Here is a 23,806-nt window from a genome sequence, read left to right on the forward strand (position 1 = left end):
GCTCAGGGTGTTCCGGGCTCGATGAGAGCGTGGCTGACGAGGTCGAGATAGGTCTCGACCATGTGGTCGGCGGTCGGACTGCGCGGATCGAAGTGCGACAGGCGGGCATGGGCGACGAGCATGCCCATCAGGGCGCTTGCGAGGACTCGTGCGGTTCGATCCGGGTCGAGCCGGCGGAACTCGCCGTGCTGGATCCCGGCCTCGATCGCGCCGGAGAAGAGGCGACGCCAGCGGTCGCCGACTTCGGTGCAGAGCAGGTGGCCGGCCTCGGGAAAGGTGCTGGCCTGGGCCAGGCCGGTGAACAGCAGATCCCCGGTGCCCAGACGCCGAACCCGGTCGGCCATGCGCTGCAGCAACCCTACGATCAGGCTTCGGTAGGAGCCCTGGTGGCCGGCGAGAATCGCCTCTTCCTTGGCGAACTCCTCATGCAGCCGGTCGAACAGGGCGGCGCGGAAGAGGTCTTCCTTGCTGCCGAAGTAATGTGCCACCGTGCCGACGCAGACGCCGGCTCGTTTGGCGATGTCGGTCAGCGTGGCGTGGTCGTAACCTCGCTGGCCGAAGACACTGGCGGCAGCATCGACGATTTCGCTGCGTCGTTCGGCGGGGCGTCGGCGCCATCGGGGCTGGCGGTCGGAGGCGTCACTCGTGCTTGTTGCGGATTCTTCCGGCAATTGTGATTACTCAATTCGTGTATTTCAAGCGCTTGCCAAGTAATCATTTACAAACCAATAATAATTGAATATACACTCAATTACTGCAGCGGTCCAGCCCTGACACCGTCCCCGCGGCACTTTCGACAATTTCGGCTTTTGTTCGGTAAAAGCAAGGTTTTTTCCCAACTTGTTCTTTGCCTGGCAGCCTGGGAGTTTTGTGCTGTTGGGGCCAGGTTCAACGACGTCGAACGAACTTGGACGCCCCGATATTCGAATTGACCCGTGTGAGGAGCATCAATGATGGTTCGCAAACCCTCGAAGCGCGCCGCGACATCGAAGCTGTCAGTGGTCAAGGCGCCGGCCAAAGAGCCCAAGCGCCGAGTGCCGCCGTTCGGTACCCGCAAGCACCGGCTGACGCATGCCCAGGCTCGGCGGATGCGGCTGCTCTACCTCAAGAAGTTCGCCGGGCGGGCTGGCGAACTGGTGCCCTCGGCCTACGGCGTCAACATCTTCAAGGACATCTTGGCGCAGAAGGGCTGCGCTGGCCTGCGCTTCTATCCGGGTGTCGATGCCAAGGGTGCCGTGACGCTGATGTTCTGCGGCGTCGACATCGAGGGCAATGACATCCTCAAGGGCATCATCGGCGACACGCCGTGGAAGTGCCCGCCGTACTGTGGGGACATCAACGGCGTCTTCAACTTCTAGTCGGCGCGATGGAAGAGGCGACGGCGTACTTCTGGCTGGCGACGACCGAAACCGTCATGATGGCCGTGGTGGTCTTCTGGGGCGTGCGGCGCTGGTCGATCCTCGATCGGGGTGGCCGGTTCCATATCGTTTCGATTGCCGTCTATCTCGCCTATGCCATGGTTGCCGCGCCCTTGTCGCTCCGCGGGGTGCGGACCCGCCTGCTGCAGGAAGGGCCGCAACTGGTGGCCACGATCCTGGCGCTGCTGGGCTTTGCTGCCTGGCAACCGAAGCGCTGGCAGCGACAGGTCGTCCTGGTTGCGATCGGCGCCTACGTGGTCACCTGGGGCGTTGCGCAGTACCTGCAGGGTGTTGCGGCGGACTTCAGCCTGGTTTCGGGGCCGGCGCAGATCCTCTTTGTCACGGCGGCGTCCGGATTCACGCTGGTTACCCGGGTGCAGGTGACCTACGAACGCTGGACCTCGGAGTTCTGGTTCTGGCTCTGCACAGGGATGATGGTGATCTACGGAGCAACCGTGGTGTTCGAGCCGCTCCTGGCCAACTTGTTCGGTGATCGGAACGATCTGGTCAATCTGGCCTACCACGCGCGCCTGGTCCTGGCGATTGCCGGGTACCTGATGATTGCCTGGGGCGTCTGGCAGGTTGACCGTCCTGTGGCGACCGGGCGGCGAGGGGCACGCCGATCGGTCGTACCCGGCGGGTGAGGAGAGCCGATCCGATGCCGGCGCTGCGTCCGGAGACGATCTTCTGGGTCTATGTCCTGACCGCAGCCGTGACGGTGATTTTTGCGGCGACGGTGATCGGTGTGATTGTCGTTGCGCAGCGGCGCCAGGTGGAGCAGAGCCGGCGCTTCAGTCAGGGCATGGTTGAAGCGCAGGAGGCTGAGCGATCACGCATCGCGCGGGAACTGCACGACGACGTGATTCAGCGGGTCGCGCTGATCGGCGGTGAACTGAGCGCGCTCGGCCGCGCCATCCCGGGGCCGACGCCGGCCGTGACTCAGCGAATCGACGGCCTGCGCGAAGAACTGAACGACCTGGCCGATGAGGTGCGCAGCATGGCCCGGCGGGCGCACCCGGCCATCCTCGATCATCTCGGCCTGGTCCAGGCGCTCCGGGGGTTGGCCGTCGACATGAAGGTCTCGGACGACCTGAGCGTCGAGGTGTATGCGGACTCGAACCTGGTGCTCGATCGAGTCGGGGCCGCCGCATCGCTTGCGTTGTACCGGATTGCCCAGGAGGGGCTTCGCAATGTGACGCGGCACGCCGGGGTTCGCGCCGCCGTGGTCCGCCTGACGTCACAGGGTGATGGTATCGTGCTCGAGATCGAGGACAAGGGACGCGGGATGAATGTGACGGAGGGGGTTGGGGCGGGGCTCGGCCTGTTGGGCATGTCGGAGCGGCTGCGTGCGGTTCAGGGAGAGCTGTCGATCGTGAGCAGACCCGGGCGCGGCACGCGCATCATTGCGTGGGTGCCGGAACGGGAGGCTGCGTGATGCGGGCCCGGGTTCTCCTGGCGGACGATCATGCCCTGGTCTGTCAGGGGCTCAAGGCCATGCTCGAACCGACCTACGAGGTCATCGGGATGGTCCACGACGGGGCGGCAGTGCTCGAACAGGTGCACGCCCTCGCGCCTGATCTGGTGCTGCTCGATCTGCTGATGCCCAATCGTCTCGGGCTCGACGTTTGTCGAGACATTCGTCGAGAGGCTCCCAATACCAAGGTGCTGGTGGTGTCGATGCAGACGGAGCGGATCTATGTCGACGAGGCATTTCGCGCGGGAGCGGCAGGCTTCGTGGTCAAGCTTTCATCCGACACCGATCTGCTCCGCGCCGTCGAGACAGTCCTGGCCGGTCGAACTTATCGCAATCCCAAGTTCGAAGCGCGGACTCGTCCGGCCGTCGAAGACGAACGTCAGTCGGCCGCGAGTCGGCTCACCGACCCGCTGGAGGTGCTCTCCCGACGGCAGCGCCAGGTGTTTGCGCTCCTCGGCCTGGGAAAGACAACGCAGGAGATTGCCGAGTTGCTCGGTGTCGAGACCAAGACGGTTGAGTTCCATCGCGTCAAGGTCGAGAAGGCGCTCGGTGTGACCAATGTCCGTGCGCTACAGCAGTTGTGCTTGGAACGGATGCGCCAGCCGGGTGCGCCAAGTCTCGACGATGTGCTGATGCGAACCTAGGAATTTCCTTGCACGAACGGCAAGGTTTTTTCCCAACTTGTTGTTTGTATCGGGAATGCCTAACGTATCTCCGCGCGCATCATGACGGTGCGCACAGACCAAGCGAGGATGGCATGCTGGCACCATTGGAGATGATGAACGTGGACGCGATTCGCTGCAATGCCTGCGGTGCCACACACCAGTTTCGGATTTCCGTCAGCGGTGACGTGGCCGTAGCGGACGGTGCAATGCATGGTTTCTTCGGTCGATGCCCGGTCACCGCGCGTCGGACCTGGTTCGTCATTCCCGTACCGATTGGTGCGGAAGGTGAAGTTCGATTGGTTGAAGTCGGTCCCGTGGATGATACTGCCTGGGAGCCGACGGTCGAGGAGGAGGGTGTCTGGGCCCTCGTTCCGCCCGTCGTGCTGCCGGCAGCGGATTCTGCGGCGCGTGTTGCAGGTCCCTCCCGCGGAATGCTGGTTGGTGGGTTCCGTGTTCAAGGTCGGGCGCCCGAGGTCTTGCGGCGGGCGTTGGGCTGTCCCCATTCCAGGTAGTTCCTTCCGGTTGGACCAACACCTGGCCAAACTTCAAGCCGCACGGGTCGCCCACCAGCCCGTGCGGTGTTGTTTTCAGGCACAGTCGTTGCACCTTTGGGTGCCGCCGGGCGGCGTCGGGGCCCGAGCGGAGTTTCCAGCGAGGAGAAAGCAAAGATGGCGATCCTGGTGACGGGCGGAGCAGGGTATATCGGCAGTCACACCGTCCTCGAGCTGATCCGGGCAGGGCAGGACGTCGTCGTGGTCGACAATCTCAGCAACAGCAGCGAGACGGCGCTCCGCCGGGTCGAGGAGCTGGCTGGCCGGCCGATCCCCTTCCACCGGGTCGATATCCGCGACCGGGCCGGGCTCGATCGGGTCTTCGCGGCCGGGCCGATCGAATCGGTCATCCACTTCGCGGGGCTCAAGGCGGTGGGCGAGTCGGTGGCTCAGCCGCTTCGCTACTACGACAACAACATCAACGGCACGCTGGTGCTGCTGGAGGCGATGCGCGCCGCGGCGGTCAGGACGCTCGTCTTCAGTTCGTCGGCCACCGTCTACGGCGATCCGGTCAGTGTGCCGATCACCGAAGAGTTTCCGCTGTCCGCCGTGAACCCCTATGGCCGCTCGAAGTTGTTCATCGAGGAGATGCTGCGCGATCTCCATCGGGCCGAACCGGAGTGGCAGATTGCCTTGTTGCGCTACTTCAACCCGAGCGGAGCCGACCCGAGCGGGCGAATCGGTGAAGATCCGAACGGCATTCCCAACAACCTGGTGCCCTACATTGCGCAGGTAGCGGTAGGTCGGCTGGCGGAACTCGCGGTCTTCGGAGGCGACTATCCGACCCGCGACGGCACCGGCGTTCGCGACTACATCCACGTCGTCGATCTGGCCCTCGGGCACCTGAAGGCGCTCGAGAAGCTTGCGGCCCGTCCTGGGATCGTGACCTATAACCTCGGTACCGGGCGGGGATACAGCGTTCTCGAAATGGTCGAGGCTTTCGGCCGGGCTGCTGGCCGCCCGATTCCGTATCGGATCGTGGCTCGTCGGCCTGGCGACGCGGCGGAGTGCTGGGCCGATCCGAGCCTGGCAGAGCGGGAGTTGCAGTGGGCAGCGGTCCGCACCCTCGACGATATGTGCCAGGATGTCTGGCGCTGGCAGTCGGGCAATCCCAACGGATTTGCCTGACAGGTCAGGGGTCGGACGCCGGTTGGCCTGGTGCGCCCGACAACTCGTCGACTGCCTTCTTGAGCCGTTCGGTCCGCTCGAAGAAACGATCGATGCTTTGGGTCGGAATCAGCCGGGCTGACACCGGCTTGAGCATGCCATCCCGACTGGACCAGCTGGTGTCGTCGATTCCCTCCGCTCGACTGAGCAGCGTTCCGACCAGCACGACCACGGCTGTGACGCCGGCTGCCACTCCCCATCGGTGGCGAACGGGGCGGTCTGAGACGAGCTCGAGGTGCCCCACCAGGAGCCAGCTGCCGAGGCCAAACCAAATGGCGGCCTCGGCATAGCCGATGGAGCGGATCGGCAGAAAGAACCCGATCCAGTCGAACACCGCGCCCAGGATCGAGAACAGCGCCGCCACCAGAGCAACCCATGCCAGGTGCGCAAGGAAGCGGAACCGATGGGCAATCAGCCGGCTCGTGAATGCCCAGCCGGCAGCCCAGATCGCCACCATCAGGAGGCTGGCCAGAGCGGGTGTGATCAGGTCGATTATCCCGATCGGTTCCGTGCTCGCGAAGTACTGCGCCGTCACGGCGAGCAGGCCGGCGACAGTCAGAACCGCAAGGCTTCGTCGGGCGACCAGCAGGTGCCGTGTGCTGTTCCTGCCCGCGACGTCGGGAATGGCAGGCGGCACCGGCTGATCGGCTGGGATGAAGTGGAGGATGGATCGTCCGATCCGCAGTTCGGCTCCGGGGTGAACCTGTCCGTGGGCCACTCTTTGCCCGGACCGCGTATCCCAGGTGCCGTTGAGTGAGCCGGCGTCTCTGAACTCGAGGGTGCCGTCCTCGCCGGGCGTCAGCTCGAGGTGGAGCGGATCGACGTACGGGTCGTCGAGCACCACGGTTCCGTCGTAGGCCCGTCCCAGGGTGACCCGGTTGCCGCCGAGTCGGATCCGTTCACGGAGCCGGCCCCTGCCGTCGGTAATTTCGAGAATCAGCGGGACCATCGAATCTGCTCGAGGTATTGCCGACCGAGGCGCTGGGCATTGTCGAAGCTCACGCCGGAAAGAGTGAGCTGGCTGACCACCCCGGCATCACGGGCGCCGAGCATGGCCGCCTTGATGACGGCGTCGTAGAGTCCGGGATACTTGGTGTACCCGCGCAGACAGAACCGGGTTCGGATCACGCCGCCAGGTTGCCGAATGTTGCCCGCCGAGCATTGGTAGCTCGTCAGGTCAGCGGAGCTGCCGAAGCCCAGCTCGGCGTACGAGCTCTGAAACTCGGCAGTGTACAGCGAATAAAACCGGATCGGGTTGAGTCCGCGACTCAGCAGCACCCGATGCGACAGCGACACGATTCCCGAGGATTGTCGCCCCGAGAGATAGATGTAGTCGTCGGTCGAGCATTGGTGGTCGACCACCTCGTACAACGCGTCGGGATTGCGTTCGGCGTCTGCCCAGCAGCGAAAGAACGACGCCGGTTGCGTCGGCAGGATGAACGGACCGATCGCGATGGTGGAATCGTTGCCTTGGAACAGGGTGCCCAGGTACGCGCCCTGATTGGCCAGCACCTGACGACCGACCTCCGCGATGAAGTCGCCCGACTCGGTCGTGGCGGCTGCCTCCTCGCTGCGGGCCATCAAGGGGATGGCCGCTTCGATCGGGACCAGGAAGCTGAGGGAATTGCCAGCGGTGGCAACATTGACGCCGACAACCTGACCGTTCGCGGTGAGCGCCGGCCCGCCGCTCATGCCGGAATTGAGTGGGCCGGTGTAGTGAATCTTGGGGTAGAGCGTATGCTGGAGGTGTCCGTTGTAGACCCCTTCGACGATGCTGAGCCCGAGGTCCTCCGGGTGGCCGAGCGAGTAGAGTCGGGTGCCCCGCGCGACGAACGGCACCGAGAGTGTGAAGTACCGATCTCGCGGGCGGTCGGTGCCGACGACGGCGAGGTCGCGCACCACATCGATTGCCAGGATCCGTCCGATGTGGGGTATGCCCGTCTGATCGATCCACTCGACCCGGTAGCGCGGATTGCCGACGGCTTCGGCCACGACGTGGTAATTGGTCATCAGGCGGCCGTCGCTTGCCACGAAGAATGCCGATCCCATCGATGCCTTGGCCCCTGATCCGCGCTCGACGACCTGGATCTTGGCGGTTCGATCCGCGTAGCGCTGAAATACGGCAGCCGACGCATCGTCCTGCTGCTGGGCCAGGATCGCTGAGGCGGTCAGAGACAGCCCCGTGGCGGTCAGGAGTACCAACCGTCGGATCACGAGCGTCCTCGCAGGGTCCAGATCAGGATCACGCCGCAACTGCCTCCCGCCAGCTGGTACTCGGGCGGTGCGCTCGAGGTGCTGTTGTGTACCTCGATGCCCAGGACCTCGTGTGGGGACACCGGGAGCGAGAATCCGGATTCCGGATCGAGCGGGATCTTGAAGCTGTCGACGAAGATGGCCGGCTGGCATTGGGACAGGCCGCTTCCGCTTCGCAGCGCGACGATGCGGTAATCGCTTCCCCCGACCTGCTCGACCCGAATGCCCGGCGCGGTGCGCAGCAAGTCCTCGACCCGGAGCGAACCTCGCCGGGTGATTTGCTCCCGTGTGATGAAATGTCCTGCCATGCCACGCAGACGGCGTGCCTCGAATCCGTTCCAGGCGGCAGCGGCAGCCGAAACGGTCACGTTGAGTTCCGGGAGCTCGGGGGCGAGGGGAGCGAGGGCCACGTCGATCGACAGACCGCCACCCGAGGCGACGTCGACCTGGCGGCGAAAGGGGGTGAAGCCCAGGGCGCGGGCATCGAGCGTATGGGATCCGACCGGAAGGCTGTCCAGGACGAAACGACCGGCGGCGTCGGACTCCACGAACGCGTCACGCCCCAGAACGCGGATATGTGCATTGGCGATCGGTCGGCCGTCGCCGGTGATCGTCCCGAAGACTCGACCCTGCCCGGCGGGCGTTGCGGCGCCTACCCGGAGCGTCAGGTGGCGGACCCCGACCTCCTTGCCAGTCAGGTGGACCTCGATCGGTCCGCCCTCGTAACCCTCACTCGCGGTCCACACCGCAACCGCGACGTCGGTCGGGACGCCGCACAGCTGGAAGCGTCCGGAGGAGTCAGCTTCCGCAGCTGCCTGCCGCGGCTGGCGAGTCATCTCGCCCGTGACACCGAGGATGCCGACGATCCACTCGCCTCGTATCGTGCCCGCGAGCGGTCGACCGCTGGTGGCCTCCCGGAGGGTGCCGAGCAGAACACCGGTTTCCTGCTCTCGCGGGCCAGGGCAGAGGCGGGAGTAGATGGTGGCGGCTGCCGGGGTGGTGAGTTGGATCGGCTGGCCGACGCCGGCCTCGACCCGAATCGCCTGCTCCGGCGGCGTGAAGCCGAACGCTGCCAGGTCGGGATGGCTGAACGCGAGCAGGTAGGACCCTGCTGGGACGCTGTCGAAGCGGAAGACGCCGCGCGCATCGGTCGTAGTGCTGCGGGCCAGCTCCAGCAGCTCGACCTTCGCGCCTGCGAGCGGGCCGCCCGTGACCAGGCTGTCGATAACCCGGCCCCTGACCACCGCCAGCCCGGCAGGGCTCTGTGCAACGCCGCCGCCGGGTACCCAGAGGGTCACGGCGGCGGTCATGATGATGCGGAGCAGCCGCATACTTTGATGGGCCTATCGGACCTGCGCCAGCATGGTCCGGATTCGTGGGAAGGCATCCTCGATGTCCCGAAGGGACACCGCGCCGACCGAGAGGCGGAACCAGCCCGATTCTTCCGCCAACCCGAAGGCTTGAAATGGCACCACGCCGAGGCCGGCATGCTCGAGCAACAGCTGGCGAATGTCTTCATTGGAGCGGATCGGCTTGTCGCCGAACGAGCGGCCGACCAGGTCGAGCTGGAGCGAGAGGTACATCGCGCCCTGCGGCTCGATGCAGTCGACCGGTTGTCCCGCAGCTTTGAGCGCCGCGAATCCGGTGTAGAGCGCATCGAGGCGGGCCTGCAGCGCAGCCAGAGTGACCTCCCGATAGCTGGCGATAGCCGCCGGATCGTTGAGCAACTCGGCCGTGGCAATCTGCTCCGCCCGCGGCGCCCAGGCGCCGACGTGACCGAGCAGATCCTTGATCCGGGCCGTGATGCCGGGCGCCGCGAGGACCCAGCCCAGCCGCAGCCCGGTTGCTGCGAACGACTTGGAAATACCGTCGAGGGCAATCACGTACGGTGCAGCCTCGGGCACCAGGGCCAGCGGATTGTGGTGCACCGCCGGCTGATAGATCAGGGTGCCGTACATCTGATCCCAGATTACGAAGAGGAGTCGACGGCCCTCACGCTTCCGCCGTTCGTTCTCGCTGACCACGGCCTCGAAAATTTCGCGGATCGTCTCGGCTTTCATGACGGTGCCGGTCGGATTGCCCGGCGAGCAGAGACAGAGCAGCGCGGCGGTGCCCAAGTGAGGTGCGAGCTGCTCTAGCGTCGGCTGGAAGCCGCTGGCCCGGGTGGTCGGAACGGCTGCGGTCTTGCCGTTCAGGATGTCGACATAGAAGTCGTTGTTCCACGACGGTACCGGGAAGACGACGGTATCGCCCTCGTTGACGATGGCCCGGAACGCCGCGTAGAGGACCGGCCTGCCGCCGCTCGTAATTGCCACGGCCTCGAGCGGATACCGAACGCCCTGCTCGCGCGCGACATAGTCGAGCACGGCCTGCCGGAGCGGGAGCATCCCGTCGGACGGGGGATAGTTCGTCTCGCCCCGAGCCAGGGCATTCCGCACCCCTTCGAGCAGCCGCTCCGGGATCGGGAACTGCTTCGGGTCGAAATCGCCCACGGTCAGGTTGCAGAGTGGCTTACCGGCCGCGATCATCGCGCGAACCTCGGCCGCGATCTTGAGGATGACCGATCCGCGCAGCCGGTGAACCATGCTGGACAGGGATTGGTCGAGTTCGGCGGGTGTGCCGAAATTGAGCTGAGTCGGAGCAGTGGTGGTCATCTCGATAATCTAGTCGGATCTCTGATCTCGTGAGACGGCCTGCCCGGGCTTGGGATCGGCCCGGTCCGGCCGTACTTTCTGGGTCTTCCTTCTTGGTACTGTTGTCTCCCCCCTTTGCAGGGAGGTCCCGTGGTTCGGTCAACCTTTGTCGGCTTGGCCCTGTTGGCCGCCGGCCAGCCGGTTATGGCGCAGTCAGGCAGTTCGGACCCCCTGGCCCGTGAGGTCGAGACGCGGCTGACCGCCGTAATGCCCAAGGTCATCGCCTGGCGTCGCGACATCCATCAGCACCCGGAACTCGGCAATCGCGAAGTGCGGACAGCCAAGCTGGTGGCAGACCACCTTCGCAGCCTTGGTATCGAGGTGCAGACGGAGGTGGGTGTGACAGGCGTGGTCGGGCTCCTGCGCGGCGGGCGAGCAGGCCCGGTCGTGGCGCTGCGGGCGGATATGGATGCGCTTCCCGTCACCGAACTCGTCGACCTGCCGTTCAAGAGCACGGTCCGGACGATCTACAACGGTGCCGAAGTCGGGGTCATGCACGCCTGCGGGCACGACAACCACGTCGCCATTCTGATGGGGGTGGCCGAGATCTTTGCCGGGATGCGGGCCCAGATTCCGGGCACCATCAAGTTCATCTTTCAGCCGGCCGAAGAGGGACCGCCGGCGGGCGAGGAGGGTGGAGCGCCGCTGATGGTGAAGGAGGGCGTGCTTCAGAACCCGCGTCCGGACGCGATCTTCGGGTTGCACGTCTGGCCCGGCCCGCTCGGGTCGCTCAGCTACCGTTCGGGCGGCGCGATGGCCGCCCCCGACGGGATCACCATCGTGGTGAAGGGCAGGCAGACGCATGGCGCGGTGCCGTGGGGCGGGGTCGACCCGATCGTCGTATCGGCGCAGATCGTGCTCGGCTTGCAGACGATCGTGTCGCGGCAGGTCGATATCACGGCGCTGCCTGCTGTCGTGACGATTGGCAGCATTCAGGGCGGCAACCGCGGTAACATCATTCCGGACAGTGTCGTGATGGTGGGAACCATCCGCACCTTCGATGAACAGGTTCGGAAGGACATTCACGATCGCGTGCGCCGGACCGTGACCTCCATTGCGGCTGCATCCGGCGCGACCGCGACCATCGACATTCCAAGTGGTGGTCTCCTCACGTACAATGACCCCGCACTGACCGAGAGAATGGCACCGACGCTGGCCCGAACCGCAGGCAAGGGCGGGGTCAATCCCACCATGCCGCCCGTTACCGGCGCCGAGGACTTCCCGGCATTCACGCAGGAGATTCCCGGGCTCTACTACTTCCTTGGTGTCTCGCCTGAGGGTCAGGACCTCAACACCGTACCGCGGAACCACTCACCCTACTTCTTTGCCGATGAGGCCGCGCTGCCCACCGGGGTTCGATCGATGGCCAATCTGGCCCTCGACTTTCTGCGGAGTAAGCCGGTTCCATGACCGACTCGAACCGTACCTTGGTCCGCAGCCTGGGCCGATGGACCCTCGTTGGCCTGATGCTGAACGGCATCCTGGGGAGCGGCGTGTACGGCCTTCCGTCCGTGATCGCAGGCAGGGTGGGCGGAGCTGCCTGGTGGGCATGGGTCATGGCCGCAGTGGCTATCGGTGTGATCATGCTGTGTGTGGCAGAGGTCGCCTCCCGCTTTACCGGTGCCGGGGGACCCTACCTCTATGCCCGAACTGCCTTCGGGCCGTTCGTCGGCGTGCAGATGGGGTGGCTCTCCTACCTCGTTCGTTTGACGGCCACGGCGACCAACGCGAACCTGTTCGTCATTTACCTGGCGGAGTTCGTGCCGGCGGTGAGTCAGCCGGGGGTCGGGACGGCGGTCCTGGTGCTGCTGTTCGGAACGCTTGCTGCGGTCAACTATGTTGGCGTCCGTCAGGGCGCCGTGATGAGCAATGTCCTGATCCTCGCGAAGATCATCCCCCTGGTGCTGTTCGGGGTGATCGGCCTGGCCCTGGTGGCGGGCCGTGGCGCGGTCGAACCGGTTGCTGTCGCCACCCCGACAACGGGCACCTGGATCGAAGTGCTGCTGTTGCTGATCTTCGCGTATGGCGGGTTCGAAGCCTCGCTGGTGCCGCTGGGTGAGGCGAGGAACCCTCGCCGTGATGCACCGTTCGCGCTGCTGATGGCGCTCGGTGCCTGTGCGGTTCTCTATACTTCGGTGCAGCTGGTGACCAGTCTCGCGCTCAGTGATCCAGCTGCGCACAGTCGACCGCTGTCCGCGGCTGCAGGCGCGCTGGTGGGTCCGGCCGGAGCGAGCTTCATGGCGGTCGGCGCGCTGCTCTCGCTGTACGGCTATTTCGCAGCGAGCATGATCAACGTGCCGCGACTGAGCTACGCCATGGCCGACCAGGGCGACATTCCCCGGATCTTTGCCAAGATCGATCCGAAGTACCGCACCCCGGGTGTCTCGATCGTTGCGTATGCGGCCTTCTCGTTGATGCTCGCACTGAGCGGGAGCTTCCTCCAGAACTTGACGCTCTCGGCCGTCTCCCGACTGGCGACCTACGGATTGATCTGTCTCGCCCTGCCGGTGTTCCGGCGGCGCGAAGGGTCGGATCCGGCGGTTGGCGAAGCGTCGTTCCGCCTGCCGGCCGGCGGCCTGTTTGCCGCGCTCGGTGTTGGCGTGACGCTGCTCCTGGCGACCAGGATGACCATGCGGGAGGGGCTGATTCTCTCGGTCGTCGTGGTCCTGGCGACGGCGATCTGGCAGTTGACCCGTCGGACCCGACCGCTGGCCGGCTGAGTCGATCCATGCCCGAGCGGGTCTCGATCGTGATCTGCACCCGCGATCGTGGGGCGGCATTGAGGGCGACGCTCGAGCGGTACGGGGTGCTGGGGCACGATCCGGACTGGGAGCTGATCGTGGTCAACGACGGGTCTCGCGACGGAACCGCCGAGCTGCTGGCCGGCCAGCAACGTCATGACCAGCGGCTCACCGTAGTGACGACCGATGGCGTGGGCCTTGGCGCAGCCCGCAACGCCGGGTGGCGCGCAGCGACCGGGCCGCTGGTGCTGTTTACCGACGACGACTGCTATCCGGATCCCGAGCTGCTCGACGGAATCAGGACGTGCCTTGCAGTACCTGGGGTTCACTTCGTCGGGGGGCGTCTCCTGCCGTACACGCGGGCCGATGCTGCCGTTGCCGTCGTGATGCGTACCAACCGTGTTGCCGTGGCGCCGAGAAGCTTCGTCCCGGCTGGTCTCCTGCCCGGCGCCAATCTGACGGTGCGTCGCTCAGCGCTCGAGGCGGTTGGCGGATTCGATCCGGAGTTTGGGGCCGGTACGCCGTTTCCCGCCGAGGATGTGGAGCTGGTTGCGCGGCTGGCGGCGAATGGCTTTGCCGGGGCGTTTGATCCGGGGCCGGTGGTCTATCACCATCATGATCGCCGGTCGGACCAGGATGTCGACCGCCTGCGTCGACTCTATGACCGCGGGCGGGGCGCCTACTATGCCAAATGTCTGGCTGATCCGCGGTTGCGCTGGACCTACCTGCGGGCCTGGTGCCGACTGACCTGGAAGGGCAGCTGGCGGCGGGCCGGGCGAGAACTGGCTGGCGCGGTGGGGTACTGGACCCGGTCAGGCGGAGGGCGCCGATAACGGATCGGCGCCCTGCTCGAAGCGATCAGCGAACTCCCACCATTCCTCTGACGGCCGCGGTCAGTTTTGCCGAACTGAATCCCAGGCCTCTCTTGTAGACGGTCACCACGTTGCGGATGACTCCGGGGTCGCCCGTCAGGTCGCCCTGCAGGACGACGAGGTCTGCTTCCTGGCCCGGCAGTACCGCCCCGACGCGGTCGGCAATGCCCAGAATCCTGGCGCCGTTCTGGGTCATGATCTGCACGGCCCCTTCGGGTGAAAAGCCGGCCTCGACCAGGAGCTCGTAGTTCCGCTGGTCGGCATACCCCGCAATCGCCGACAGGCAGCAGGGGTCCGATCCGGCGCCGAGCAGGCCTCCCGCGGCCACGAAGGCCCGTTCGAAGGCCATCCCGTTCTTGAACGCCTTGAGCAGCACCGGGTCGTTCTGCGTGGCGGAGCGGGTGTAGAAGGAGTCGACCGACGCGGCCGCCGCCGGGAACAGCGCAGCGAGCACTCGCGGATCGCGCGGGACGGGGCGGCCCGAGCCAAGCTCGATGACGGCGAGTGTGGACGTCATGCTGACGCCGCGCGCGACCATTTCCCGAATCGTCTCCTGCACCTCGGGTCCGTTGATGTCGAGGTTGCCGTAGACTTTTCGCTGGGTGACGTAGTCCGACGGGCATTGGTCCGGCTGCTTGCCGGGGAAATACTCGAGGTTGTCGAGGAAACCGTGCTCCAGATTGTCGATGCCGAGCGCCACGGCCTCGCGGAACCCGATCGAGCAGAGGTGACCGGTGACTTTGACGCCGTGCTTGTGCGCCTCTTTGATGGCCGCACCCAACGAGGCCCGTGAGATCTGGGTATACGCCTTGAACCAGGAGACCCCTTCCTCAGACCAGTAGCGCACCAGGCGCGCGGCATCCTCGGGGCCCGAGAGCGGGTACATCGCTCCAGGCCCGGGTCCGGGGCCCTGCAGGTACGGCCCGGTCACGAAAATGTCGGGGCCCGGCTGCTCACCAAGGCCGAGCGAACGCTTGAGGTTGAGCTCCTGGTACGAGTCGACGCTCCCGGTGGTCCGGATGGTCGTGACACCCGCGCTCAGAAAGAGGCGGGGATAGCTCTGCAGCATCAGCTTCATCGATCCGCCGGCTGCAGAGCTGTAGTACATGTGGTCGTGGAGCCCGATGATGCCGGGCATCACGGTGTGACCGGACAGATCGATTCGGCGCGCCCCACTCGGTACGGCCGTGGTCGCCGTTGGCCCGACGGCGGCAATCCGGTCGCCGCTGATCAGGATCGTTTGTCGGGTGCGCGCCGGGGTGCCGGTGCCATCGATCAGCCGGACGTTGGTGAGGGCCACGACCGGTTCATTGATATCAACGTAGCGCGCGACCGCAGGCTGAAGCTGACGGGGCGCCTGTGCCGGAAGGGCCCCGGCCAGTGCGAGTGTCAGCACCGAAACTGAGCGAATGAGCATGGACGTGGCCTGTCGCAGTGAGGAGTTGCGGATCGAGACTAGTAGAGCTCGCCGAGGAGGCACCGGGCCGAGCCGCCACCGAGCGTTTCGAAGGCGTCGAGTTCAGCGTGTACGATGGTACCGTGCTTGCTGATCCGCTGCCGCTCGATCTCGGAGAAGCCGCGGTAGGCCGTGCTCGACATCGCGAAGAGGCGCTCGTCGTTGTCGCTGATGAGCGCGAGACAATTGCCGCAGTAGGCGAGCACCTGATCGCGGGAAATGGGCAGGATCTCGAAGCCCCCTTCTCGCAGGCTGGCTTCGACCGCGTCACGACTGACCAGGCCGTCGGAGGCGTGTTCGCTGATCGATTCGAGGCAGACTCCGGCCAGCCCGTGCCCGAGGAACATCATCACGTTGGTGTGATAGTACGGCGTGCCCGTGGCGTCGGTCGATTCGAACGCGACGAGACGATAGCCGAGCTCGGCGGCCCAGATCCGGGCCAGGCCGAGATCGGTGCGTGGAGAGACGGCCGCGTAGGCAACGCCGGACCGTGGGTCGAGGCAGAGGCTGCCGGTGCTCTCGAGATAGAGGTGTTGCTGCTCGTGCGGCGAGAGGTCGACGGTGCGGGGGTATCGCTGCCGGAGCAGCGAGACCAGTTCCGGGCGACGTTCCAGGCGCCGACTCGGCGCCAGCATCGGGTACAGCACCAAAGTGCCCTCTCGGCCGAGGTCGGTCGGGGGATGGGTCGAGAACCAGTTGTTGCAGAACGGCGCATCGGGTGTCGCGTCGAGACTTCGGACGCAGGTGACCATCACCCCGTGGTCGATCAGGCGATTCCGAAACTCAGCGTGCTGCTGCAGGGCCAACTCGGCAAGCTCCGCACCTCGGCGGGCGTCGACGCTGTGCTGGAAGACGTTGGACTCGGCGGTTTCGGCATTCGACCGGTACTCGTAGGGTGCCACCATCAGGACGTGAGAGGCGAACCGCTCGGTCATGTTTTCGCTCCGACGAGCCGTGGAGAAGATGCGTGCATCGGAGAAGGGTAGACCGGGAGCGGACGAGAGTCGAGCCCAAGCTTCGAGGTCAGGTGGCCGGTGGTCGGACCGGAGGCGGGCCGGTGAACTCCCGCATCACGTTCCACTGGGCCCAGTGCGGGCAATTCGATTCGCCGGGCTTGAGCCGGCCGCGCCAGTGGCCGGTGGGGCAGTCGCAGCTGCCGACTGTGGCGTGACGAGGGGTGTAGATCCGCCCGCCCATCATCTCGGGGCGCCGCTGTCCGGTCCAATGGTGACAGGTGGCACAGTACATCGAGAACGCGATATAGTCGATCATCTGCCGTCGCAGTCAGAAGATCATTCAGGCTACCCGGGTCCGATCAACCAGAGTTCAACGAAATGCAACACTGCAACGTACAATGACTTGCGGGCGCCCTCTGGCGCTCTCGCGCGCATGGCATAATCTTAGGTAGCTCCAACGACGACATCCCCATGCTGAAAGAGCGATGCTTCGCGCGCGCGTCCCGATCGGACCGCGCGGCGTGGATGAAAGTGACTGCCCGGGTCCGCCGGCTGGTCGACGATGTCCACGATGGTGATCTCCTTGCCGCCTCGGTGCACGCCGGGGTGCCGTACAAGCTGCTGCGTGAACTGCATGCTGGTCGGGCCAAGCAGCCGGACACCCGGACGCTGGCGCGGCTGGCGCGAACCTATCACCTGCCGATCGACTGGTTCTTCGAGGGTACCGCGGCAGATGACGGCACGGTTCCGATGGTCGGCTGGACGGGATACGTCCATGACCCGGGAACAGCGGGCTCGCGGCGGATTACGATTCCGATCGCTGCCTGGCCTCTGATCCGGGTGCTGGTGCAGCTCGAACTGCGGCTGCGCGATCAGCCAGCCGATCCCGATCGGCCCATCATTGGTGAGGCGACCGATCCGCGCGAGATCCGGAGTCGCCTAACGTCGTTTATCTTCCAGCCGCTGCTCGCGGCCCGCCCGATCAGCGCCATGGAGCTGGGGTCGCGGGCCCTGGTCGAGAGTCAGTGGGTCGAGATGCTGCGGGACCTGGGGCGGTTCTGGGAGCGGGCGTTGGGGTCCCTCCTGGCCGGGTTGCCGGAGTTCAAGACCAGCGAACCGATCGACCACACGACCTGAAGTTCCTCGGCGTCTCTCTTCGATATCGGCGCGACCGTGACGGGGACGTCTCCCGGATCGGTCGCGTCTCGTTGGCGGCAGTCTCACAAACGCTTTGGAGTGTGTCATGGCCTTGAGAAATCGACTGGCGGCGCTCGGCGTGTGCGCCTGGCTTGGCGTGGTGGCGTGCGGCGGTGGTTCGAGCGAGTCGTACGACATCGTGCTGGCGGGAGGCCGCGTGATGGACCCCGAATCGGGTCTCGATGCGGTTCGTCACGTCGGTATCCGGGGCGACCGGATCGTCGCAGTGTCGACGTCGCCGTTGCGCGGGGTCCAGGAGGTGGACGTGTCGGGCCTGGTCGTGGCGCCGGGGTTCATCGACCTCCATGCGCACGGGCAGAACCTGAGCGACAATCGCTGGCAGGCGCGCGATGGCGTCACCACCGCGCTCGAAATGGAGGCGGGCGTGTGGCCGGTCGAGTCGTGGTATGCCGAGCGAGCGAAGGAGGGGCTGCTCAACTACGGCGGCACGGTGGGTCACATCGGAGCCCGGATCCAGTACATCACCGGGGCGACCTCTGAGAATGATCCGGCCATCGGTCGTCTCAACGCCCAGGGCTTTCCGATCTGGTCGCACCAGCGCCTCGAGGCGAGCGAGTTTCCCGGGCTCGTTGCCCTGATCGAGGAAGGCCTCCGGGTGGGAGGACTGGGTATCGGGATGGGGATCAACTACTCGCCGGCCGCGAGCCCGCAGGAGATCTACCGGGTCTTCGAACTGGCCGCCGCCCACGGCGTGCCGATCTACGTCCATGTGCGCGGCGCCGGCGTGGGTGAGCCCAACGGCAGCTTCGGATCGATTCAGGAGATGCTCTCCAACGCGCTGACGAGCGGGGCCTCGCTTCACATCGTGCACCTCGGCAGCAGCGGGCTGATTCAGGGACCCAAGCTCGCGACCATGATCGACGCGGCGCGGGCGCGCGGGGTGGATGTAACGACTGAGGTGTATCCCTATACAGCTGCATCGACCGCCATCGAGTCGGCCATCTTCGATCCCGGGTGGCAGGAGCGGCTCGGCATCAGCTACGGCGACATTCAGTGGGCCGCGACCGGTGAGCGGTTGACCCGCGAAAGCTTCGACCGGTATCGCAAGCAGGGTGGTCCCATCATCATCCATCTCATTCCCGAGACCACGGTTGACTCCCTGGTGGCGCACCCGGGGGTCATGATCGCCAGCGATGGCGTGCCCATCATCAACGGCCGTGGCCATCCGCGGGGGGTTGGTACCTACGCACGCGTGCTGGGTCGCTACGTTCGCGAGCGAAAGGCTCTCTCGCTGATGGACGCGCTCGGTAAGATGTCGTATCTGCCCGCCGAACGACTCCGGGGCGCGCTGCCCGAGATGGCACGCAAGGGCCGGGTTCAAGTCGGGGCCGATGCCGATCTGACGGTCTTCGACGCCGAGCGTGTCATCGACCGGGCAACCTTCGACGACCCGGCGCAAGCGTCGGAGGGGATACCGCACGTCATGGTGAACGGTGTGTTCGTGGTTCGAGACGGGCAGCTGGTCGACGGCGTGCTGCCGGGCCGACAGGTTCGGCGAACGACTCCGCCGAGCCCGTGACGGTCGAGCGGCAGGACGAGCCGCGTCGGGTGTATCAGGCGCAACTGGATCAGACCCGTGCGCAACTTGCGGACGAGAGCGCCCGGTTTGCCCGGGTTGGCCTGGTGCGGCTCGGGGTGTTTGTGGCTGGGGTCGTGGCCTCGGTGGCGGCGGTGCTTGCGCGGGGCGGGGTCGCGACGTGGATCGTGGCAGGCCTCGCGGTCGGGTTCATCGCGCTGGTGGTCTGGCACGAGCGGATTGCGCGCCGACGCGGGCGTCTGGCCCGATCGGTGGCTTACTACGAGCGTGGGGTGGCGCGGCTCGAGCACCGCTGGCGTGATGGCGGCGACGATGGGGTCAGGTTCCGAAGTGAGGCTCACCTCTATGCCGACGACCTCGAGCTGTTCGGTCCCGGCTCGCTCTTTCAGTACCTGTCAACGGCCGGCACGGAGGGTGGCGCGAGCACGCTGGCGGATTGGTTGCTGACACCGGCACCAGCGGACGTCATCCGCGAGCGCCAGGAGGCGGTTGGTGAGCTGGCCGGTAAGCACGAGCTGCGGCACGACCTCGCTGTGGCGGCGCCGGAGGTGCGGGAAGTGCTCGATGCCTCGGTGCTGCGACCCTGGCTCGCGTCCCCGCCGGTTCCGTTTGCCGGTTGGATCGGACCTGCGGCGATGGTGGTCGCTGCGAGCAACGTCGTGACGACCGTCCTGGCGCTGGCTGGACAGGTGCCCGGCATCGTACCGGCGGTGTCGTACGGGGTCGGCGTTGCGCTGGCCCTTGCCGTTCGTGACCGGGTGCGTCGGGTGCTGCAATCGGTCGATCGCCCGGTCCGCGAGCTTCGGGTCCTGGCGACGCTGGTCGATCGCGCCCGGGCAGAGACCTTCACGAGCGGCCGGCTGGCGGCGCTGGCCGCGTCATGGTACGGCGGAGCAGGGTCTGCCGTGCTGCAGATTCGCCGGCTCGAGCGACTGACCGATCTGGCAGATGCGCGACGCAACCAGCTGTTCGCGCCGCTCGCTGCGCTGCTGATGCTTGGTACGCAGCTGGGCGTCGCGGTCGAACGTTGGCGTCAGCGGATCGGCACCGGCGCGGCCGACTGGCGGGATGGGGTCGGTGAGCTCGAAGCCCTGGTGTCACTGGCCACCTTTGCCTTCGAGCAGCCCGATACCAGCTTTCCCGAGATCCGTGGTGTCGGCGAACCGATCGAGGCAGCCGGCCTGGCGCACCCGCTCCTTCCGGCCGACCGCGCCATTCGCAACAGCCTGACTCTGGGGGGCGAATGCCGCCTGCTGATGGTCAGCGGTTCGAACATGTCGGGCAAGAGCACCCTGCTCAAAGCGATCGGGACCAACCTGGTGCTGGCCTATGCGGGTGCACCAGTCCGGGCTCACCGGTTCGGCGCGGGCCAGTGGGCGCTTGGCGCTTCGCTCGTGCTCCGCGAGTCGCTGCTGGAGGGCCGTTCACGGTTTTATGCGGAGATCCTGCGGCTGCGGGACATCGTTGCCGCAGCCGAAGCAGGGCAGCGAGTGCTGTTTCTCCTCGACGAGTTGCTGAGCGGCACCAATTCTCACGATCGGGCCATTGGTGCGCACGGGATCCTGCATGGCCTGGTGGATCTGGGGGCGGCAGGCGTGGTCACGACGCATGACCTGGCTCTGACCGAGAGCGCAGTTCGCCTCGGCGTTCGGGCGCAGAACTGGCACCTCGAAGACGTCCTGGTCGACGGACAGTTGGAGTTCGACTATCACCTCAAACCGGGTGTGGTCAGACGCAGCAACGCGCTCGCCCTCATGAAGGCGGTGGGGCTCTCTGTGCCCAACGACCTGACCTAACCAGTCGCCCCTTGCGGCGATCGGGTGCCGGCAGTATTGTCGACAGTATACAATCTTGACCAGTTCGCCGCCGGAGTTCGCGTCGGCGTGTCGGGCAGCTGACCCGAGACATCATCCAGACTCGACAGGATTGCTGGAAGGGGGATCGATGCATCTGCATGCTCGCCTTGTTCTGTCCATACTGCTTGGGCTCACCGCCACCGCTGCGGCGCAGAGTCGTCCGTCGCGGGCGGAGGTGAGCCGGTGGGAGCGCCAGGCCCGTAACGTCACGATCTATCGGGATACCTACGGTGTTCCCCATGTCCACGGCCGCACCGACGCCGATGCGATGTTCGGGATGGCCTATGCTCGTGCCGAGGACCGGTTTCAGGAGACGGAACCGGCGTACATCCAGGCGCTGGGCCGACTGGCGGAAGTGCAGGGTGAGGACGGGGTTGGCTGGGATCTGATGGTGCGGGCCTTCGAGGTCGAGCGGCTGAGTCGTGAGGAGTACGCCGCGAGCACCCCGCAGATCAAGGGGCTCGTCGATGGCTGGGCAGACGGGACCAACTACTTTCTTTTCAAGAACCCGTCGGTCAAGCCGCGCCTCCCGATTCGCTATGAAGGCTGGATGGCACTGGCGATGTATCGAGGCCTCAGCTTGATCACCGAGGACATCGACCTTCGTGCCCTTGCGGGGATCGTGCAGCCGGCTCCCCGGGGTAAGGAGGAAGGTTCCAACATGTGGGCGGTCAGCGCCGCCAAAAGCGCGTCGGGTTATCCGATGCTCTTCGTCAATCCGCACACCCCGCTGCTGCCGCTCTACGAGAGTCACTGGATCAGCGACGAAGGCTGGAACATGACCGGCTTGACGGCGTACGCCAACACGGCGGTACCGGTCAAGGGCCACAATGCGCACCTGGGGTGGGCGCTCACGGTCAACAGCTCCGATATGTCTGACGTCTGGGAAGTCGCCTTCGACGATCCGGCCCGTCCGCTCGCGTATCGATACGGCAGCGGTTATCGGATGTCGGTCGAGTGGCGTGATTCGTTGCGGGTCAAGACGGCCAGCGGCGTCGAGACGCGTCATGTTGCGCTGCGCAAAACCCACCATGGTCCGATCGTGGGCGAACGGAACGGCAAGAGCCTGGCCGTCGCGCTGGGGGGCCTCGATCGCGGTGGTTTGTTGCAGCAGTGGTATGCGATGGGTAAGGCCCGCAACTTGGCCGAATTTCGTGACGCGCTCGCGATCAACGGCCTGGTCCATCACAACGTGATGTACGCCGATCGGGACGGGAACATCTTCTTCATTCATTCGGGCGCCGTGCCGCGGCGCGATCCGTCGTTCGACTGGACCAAGCCCGTCGATGGCAGTGATCCGCGCACGGATTGGCAGGGCTACCACACGCCGGACGAGATGCCGCAGGTGCTCAATCCGCCGGCGGGGTGGATGCAGAACACCAACTCGACACCGTTTCTCACCACGGCTGCGGGTGCCAATCCCGATCGCAAGGATTATCCGCGGTACATCGCGCTGCATCCGGACAACTGGCGGGCGCGGGCCTCCCGCCAGCTGCTTGCCGGTCCCGGGAAGTTCACGTTCGAGCGCTGGGCCAGTATGGCGTTCGACACCCGCTTCTATGCGGCCGATCGGGAGCTACCACTGATCGAAGACGAGTGGCGACAGCTGGCGGCCTACGATGCCGATCGTGCGGCGGCGCTGTCGCCGATGGTGAAGGAACTGCTGGCCTGGGATCGGCGGGGCGCGGTGGCCTCAGTGCCGGCGCTCTGGTTCACTCGCTATCAGTGGCTGGCCGGTGCGCGGTCGGCGCGAGCGGATACCACAGCCTGGTTCAGGATGAGCGCACTCGAGCAGGTGCGCGATTCGCTTCGGGCCAGCTTTGGCAGCGAGCGGGTGACGCTCGGTGAGCATCATCGGCTCCAGCGCCCGCACGAGCGCGCCGGCGAGACCGGATATCGGGACGATCGCCCGAGTCTGCCGCTGCCGTCGGCGGACGGCAGCGGGGTCGGGACCATTTTCGCGCTTTCGATGGCTCCGAACACCGGGACAAAGCGCCGATACGCAGGTAGCGGATCCGGCTACGTTGCTGTGATCGAGTTCGGACCGACGATCCGTTCCTGGTCGATCACGCCGTTCGGCCAGAGCGGCGATCCGGCCTCACCCCATTTCTTCGACCAGGCACCGTTGTTTGCTGCGGGGAAGTTCAAGCCGATCTGGTTCACCATGGACGACATCAAGGCGAATCTCTCGCGGGCGTACCGTCCCGGGAACTAGGTGTCGGCGGGCGTGCGACCGGTGACCTGGAGGAACGCAGTATAGGTCTGGAGCCGATTGGTTTTGAGTAGCGCCAGTGCGGTCGCGAAGTCGCCGCGCTCGATGGCCGTGATGATATCGTCGTGCTGGTGGGTGGCCTCGATGGCATGCTCGAGGTGGGAAGCAGACCAGAGTTCGAGTCGCACGACCTGCGCCCGCAACTGATCGAGTAAGTCGCAGAGATGCTGGTTACCGCACGGTTCGGACAACAGATGATGAAATCGGTCGTTCAGGTGGATCGAAGCCCGAATGTCATTGGCCTGGAGCGAGTCGATGCACTCACGATTCGCCTCCCGCAGCAGAGCGATGGTGGCCTCGTCGATCCTGGGGAAGGCCAGCTCACCGGCCAGGACTTCGAGAGCAGCCACGATCGGATAGAGTTCGAGCAGACGATCCACCGATTCGGCCGGTACGCGATAGCCGCGCCGGGCAATCCGCTCGACATATCCGTCGCGGGCCAGCTGTGCCAGGGCTTCGCGAACCGGGGTGCGACTGACGCCAAGTGATTCGCTGACATCTACCTCCCGGACGAACTCTCCCGGGCCTGGTACGCCCCGCAGAATCCCGTCGCGCAGCGCCGAGTAGACCCGGTCGCTCAGGGTCGAGGTCGAAATCGGGTTCCAGGTTCCAGTCACGGTTCGGGGTGCAGGCGCATGTGCCGCGGAAGGTAAGGTCACCCCTTGGGGGCAACAAGG

The 23,806-nt window shown here is 65.7% G+C and carries 22 protein-coding genes; 13 read left to right on the top strand and 9 right to left on the bottom strand.

What is annotated here, in order from left to right:
• Positions 1-2: 2 nt before the first annotated feature.
• A complete protein-coding gene (locus KF785_11210; protein ID MBX3147323.1) occupies positions 3-671 on the bottom strand; it encodes a TetR/AcrR family transcriptional regulator in 669 nt (222 codons plus the stop codon).
• A 279-nt stretch (positions 672-950) separates the two neighbouring features.
• Between KF785_11210 and KF785_11215 the strand changes: the two genes are divergently transcribed.
• The 6 genes from KF785_11215 (at position 951) to galE (ending at position 5,236) form a co-directional block, all read left to right on the top strand.
• On the top strand, positions 951-1,358 hold the full coding sequence (locus KF785_11215) for a hypothetical protein (GenBank protein ID MBX3147324.1): 408 nt from the start codon (positions 951-953) through the stop codon (positions 1,356-1,358).
• Between the two features lie 8 nt (positions 1,359-1,366).
• Positions 1,367-2,062 carry a hypothetical protein gene (locus KF785_11220; GenBank protein MBX3147325.1) on the top strand — a complete coding sequence of 232 codons (696 nt, stop codon included), beginning with the start codon at positions 1,367-1,369 and terminating at the stop codon, positions 2,060-2,062.
• Positions 2,063-2,076: 14 nt separating this feature from the next.
• Positions 2,077-2,853 carry a hypothetical protein gene (locus tag KF785_11225; GenBank protein ID MBX3147326.1) on the top strand — a complete coding sequence of 259 codons (777 nt, stop codon included), beginning with the start codon at positions 2,077-2,079 and terminating at the stop codon, positions 2,851-2,853.
• Entirely contained in the window at positions 2,853-3,536 is a 684-nt protein-coding gene (locus KF785_11230) for a response regulator transcription factor (protein MBX3147327.1), read from the top strand. Before KF785_11225 ends, KF785_11230 begins: the two co-directional genes overlap by 1 nt.
• 113 nt (positions 3,537-3,649) lie before the next feature.
• Positions 3,650-4,069, top strand: a complete 420-nt coding sequence (locus KF785_11235) for a hypothetical protein (GenBank protein ID MBX3147328.1) — start codon at positions 3,650-3,652, stop codon at positions 4,067-4,069.
• A gap of 156 nt (positions 4,070-4,225) precedes the next feature.
• Positions 4,226-5,236 carry a UDP-glucose 4-epimerase GalE gene (gene galE / locus KF785_11240; GenBank protein MBX3147329.1) on the top strand — a complete coding sequence of 337 codons (1,011 nt, stop codon included), beginning with the start codon at positions 4,226-4,228 and terminating at the stop codon, positions 5,234-5,236.
• A 4-nt stretch (positions 5,237-5,240) separates the two neighbouring features.
• Here galE and KF785_11245 read toward each other — a convergent pair whose 3' ends face one another.
• The 4 genes from KF785_11245 to KF785_11260 are packed head-to-tail and all read right to left on the bottom strand — an operon-like array spanning position 5,241 to position 10,182.
• Positions 5,241-6,224 (bottom strand): FHA domain-containing protein, encoded by a 984-nt coding sequence (locus KF785_11245; protein ID MBX3147330.1) that lies wholly within the window; start codon positions 6,222-6,224, stop codon positions 5,241-5,243.
• The gene (locus KF785_11250; GenBank protein MBX3147331.1) at positions 6,212-7,489 is read right to left on the bottom strand and encodes a trypsin-like peptidase domain-containing protein; all 1,278 of its coding nucleotides are present in this window, start codon (positions 7,487-7,489) and stop codon (positions 6,212-6,214) included. Before KF785_11250 ends, KF785_11245 begins: the two co-directional genes overlap by 13 nt.
• Complete coding sequence (locus tag KF785_11255; protein MBX3147332.1) at positions 7,486-8,859, bottom strand: carboxypeptidase regulatory-like domain-containing protein; 1,374 nt, start codon at positions 8,857-8,859, stop codon at positions 7,486-7,488. The genes KF785_11250 and KF785_11255 overlap by 4 nt, the downstream gene beginning before the upstream one ends.
• A 12-nt stretch (positions 8,860-8,871) precedes the next feature.
• Positions 8,872-10,182 (bottom strand): aminotransferase class I/II-fold pyridoxal phosphate-dependent enzyme, encoded by a 1,311-nt coding sequence (locus KF785_11260; protein MBX3147333.1) that lies wholly within the window; start codon positions 10,180-10,182, stop codon positions 8,872-8,874.
• 183 nt (positions 10,183-10,365) lie between these two features.
• On the opposite strand from KF785_11260, the gene KF785_11265 reads away from it, so the two are divergent.
• Genes KF785_11265 through KF785_11275 form a run of 3 tightly spaced genes read left to right on the top strand, consistent with a single transcriptional unit; the run spans position 10,366 to position 13,795 of the window.
• Entirely contained in the window at positions 10,366-11,631 is a 1,266-nt protein-coding gene (locus tag KF785_11265) for an amidohydrolase (GenBank protein ID MBX3147334.1), read from the top strand.
• The gene (locus tag KF785_11270) at positions 11,628-12,941 is read left to right on the top strand and encodes an APC family permease (protein ID MBX3147335.1); all 1,314 of its coding nucleotides are present in this window, start codon (positions 11,628-11,630) and stop codon (positions 12,939-12,941) included. The genes KF785_11265 and KF785_11270 overlap by 4 nt, the downstream gene beginning before the upstream one ends.
• A gap of 8 nt (positions 12,942-12,949) precedes the next feature.
• The gene (locus tag KF785_11275; protein ID MBX3147336.1) at positions 12,950-13,795 is read left to right on the top strand and encodes a glycosyltransferase; all 846 of its coding nucleotides are present in this window, start codon (positions 12,950-12,952) and stop codon (positions 13,793-13,795) included.
• Between the two features lie 25 nt (positions 13,796-13,820).
• Here the strand turns inward: KF785_11275 and KF785_11280 are convergent, their stop codons facing one another.
• The 3 genes from KF785_11280 to KF785_11290 form a co-directional block, all read right to left on the bottom strand.
• Positions 13,821-15,251, bottom strand: a complete 1,431-nt coding sequence (locus KF785_11280) for an amidohydrolase family protein (GenBank protein MBX3147337.1) — start codon at positions 15,249-15,251, stop codon at positions 13,821-13,823.
• Between the two features lie 38 nt (positions 15,252-15,289).
• Positions 15,290-16,225, bottom strand: a complete 936-nt coding sequence (locus tag KF785_11285; protein ID MBX3147338.1) for a hypothetical protein — start codon at positions 16,223-16,225, stop codon at positions 15,290-15,292.
• A gap of 88 nt (positions 16,226-16,313) precedes the next feature.
• On the bottom strand, positions 16,314-16,562 hold the full coding sequence (locus tag KF785_11290) for a hypothetical protein (GenBank protein MBX3147339.1): 249 nt from the start codon (positions 16,560-16,562) through the stop codon (positions 16,314-16,316).
• A 209-nt stretch (positions 16,563-16,771) separates the two neighbouring features.
• On the opposite strand from KF785_11290, the gene KF785_11295 reads away from it, so the two are divergent.
• The 4 genes from KF785_11295 to KF785_11310 all read left to right on the top strand — a co-directional run bounded on the left by KF785_11295 (position 16,772) and on the right by KF785_11310 (position 23,072).
• Positions 16,772-17,383, top strand: coding sequence for a hypothetical protein (locus KF785_11295; protein MBX3147340.1), 612 nt, complete (start codon positions 16,772-16,774; stop codon positions 17,381-17,383).
• 106 nt (positions 17,384-17,489) lie between these two features.
• The gene (locus KF785_11300; GenBank protein ID MBX3147341.1) at positions 17,490-18,983 is read left to right on the top strand and encodes an amidohydrolase family protein; all 1,494 of its coding nucleotides are present in this window, start codon (positions 17,490-17,492) and stop codon (positions 18,981-18,983) included.
• Positions 18,980-20,797: a hypothetical protein gene (locus tag KF785_11305; GenBank protein ID MBX3147342.1), complete on the top strand. Its 1,818-nt coding sequence runs from the start codon at positions 18,980-18,982 to the stop codon at positions 20,795-20,797. Before KF785_11300 ends, KF785_11305 begins: the two co-directional genes overlap by 4 nt.
• A 148-nt stretch (positions 20,798-20,945) precedes the next feature.
• Positions 20,946-23,072 (top strand): penicillin acylase family protein, encoded by a 2,127-nt coding sequence (locus tag KF785_11310; protein MBX3147343.1) that lies wholly within the window; start codon positions 20,946-20,948, stop codon positions 23,070-23,072.
• Here the strand turns inward: KF785_11310 and KF785_11315 are convergent.
• Positions 23,069-23,746: a GntR family transcriptional regulator gene (locus KF785_11315; GenBank protein MBX3147344.1), complete on the bottom strand. Its 678-nt coding sequence runs from the start codon at positions 23,744-23,746 to the stop codon at positions 23,069-23,071. The genes KF785_11310 and KF785_11315 overlap by 4 nt on opposite strands.
• Positions 23,747-23,806: the final 60 nt, after the last annotated feature.

The sequence above is a fragment of the Gemmatimonadales bacterium genome, from assembly GCA_019637315.1.
GTDB lineage: Bacteria > Gemmatimonadota > Gemmatimonadetes > Gemmatimonadales > GWC2-71-9 > SHZU01.

What these genes read in the sequence shown, in the direction of transcription:
- KF785_11275 (MBX3147336.1), top strand. Translation starts at nt 12,950, where the DNA reads ATGCCCGAGCGGGTCTCGATCGTGATCTGCACCCGCGATCGTGGGGCG.
- KF785_11260 (MBX3147333.1), bottom strand. Translation starts at nt 10,182, where the DNA reads ATGACCACCACTGCTCCGACTCAGCTCAATTTCGGCACACCCGCCGAA.
- KF785_11310 (MBX3147343.1), top strand. Translation starts at nt 20,946, where the DNA reads ATGCATCTGCATGCTCGCCTTGTTCTGTCCATACTGCTTGGGCTCACC.
- galE (MBX3147329.1), top strand. Translation starts at nt 4,226, where the DNA reads ATGGCGATCCTGGTGACGGGCGGAGCAGGGTATATCGGCAGTCACACC.
- KF785_11230 (MBX3147327.1), top strand. Translation starts at nt 2,853, where the DNA reads ATGCGGGCCCGGGTTCTCCTGGCGGACGATCATGCCCTGGTCTGTCAG.
- KF785_11290 (MBX3147339.1), bottom strand. Translation starts at nt 16,562, where the DNA reads ATGATCGACTATATCGCGTTCTCGATGTACTGTGCCACCTGTCACCAT.
- KF785_11255 (MBX3147332.1), bottom strand. Translation starts at nt 8,859, where the DNA reads ATGCGGCTGCTCCGCATCATCATGACCGCCGCCGTGACCCTCTGGGTA.
- KF785_11300 (MBX3147341.1), top strand. Translation starts at nt 17,490, where the DNA reads ATGGCCTTGAGAAATCGACTGGCGGCGCTCGGCGTGTGCGCCTGGCTT.
- KF785_11235 (MBX3147328.1), top strand. Translation starts at nt 3,650, where the DNA reads ATGCTGGCACCATTGGAGATGATGAACGTGGACGCGATTCGCTGCAAT.
- KF785_11280 (MBX3147337.1), bottom strand. Translation starts at nt 15,251, where the DNA reads ATGCTCATTCGCTCAGTTTCGGTGCTGACACTCGCACTGGCCGGGGCC.
- KF785_11215 (MBX3147324.1), top strand. Translation starts at nt 951, where the DNA reads ATGATGGTTCGCAAACCCTCGAAGCGCGCCGCGACATCGAAGCTGTCA.
- KF785_11295 (MBX3147340.1), top strand. Translation starts at nt 16,772, where the DNA reads ATGAAAGTGACTGCCCGGGTCCGCCGGCTGGTCGACGATGTCCACGAT.
- KF785_11225 (MBX3147326.1), top strand. Translation starts at nt 2,077, where the DNA reads ATGCCGGCGCTGCGTCCGGAGACGATCTTCTGGGTCTATGTCCTGACC.
- KF785_11245 (MBX3147330.1), bottom strand. Translation starts at nt 6,224, where the DNA reads ATGGTCCCGCTGATTCTCGAAATTACCGACGGCAGGGGCCGGCTCCGT.
- KF785_11285 (MBX3147338.1), bottom strand. Translation starts at nt 16,225, where the DNA reads ATGACCGAGCGGTTCGCCTCTCACGTCCTGATGGTGGCACCCTACGAG.
- KF785_11265 (MBX3147334.1), top strand. Translation starts at nt 10,366, where the DNA reads ATGGCGCAGTCAGGCAGTTCGGACCCCCTGGCCCGTGAGGTCGAGACG.
- KF785_11270 (MBX3147335.1), top strand. Translation starts at nt 11,628, where the DNA reads ATGACCGACTCGAACCGTACCTTGGTCCGCAGCCTGGGCCGATGGACC.
- KF785_11220 (MBX3147325.1), top strand. Translation starts at nt 1,367, where the DNA reads ATGGAAGAGGCGACGGCGTACTTCTGGCTGGCGACGACCGAAACCGTC.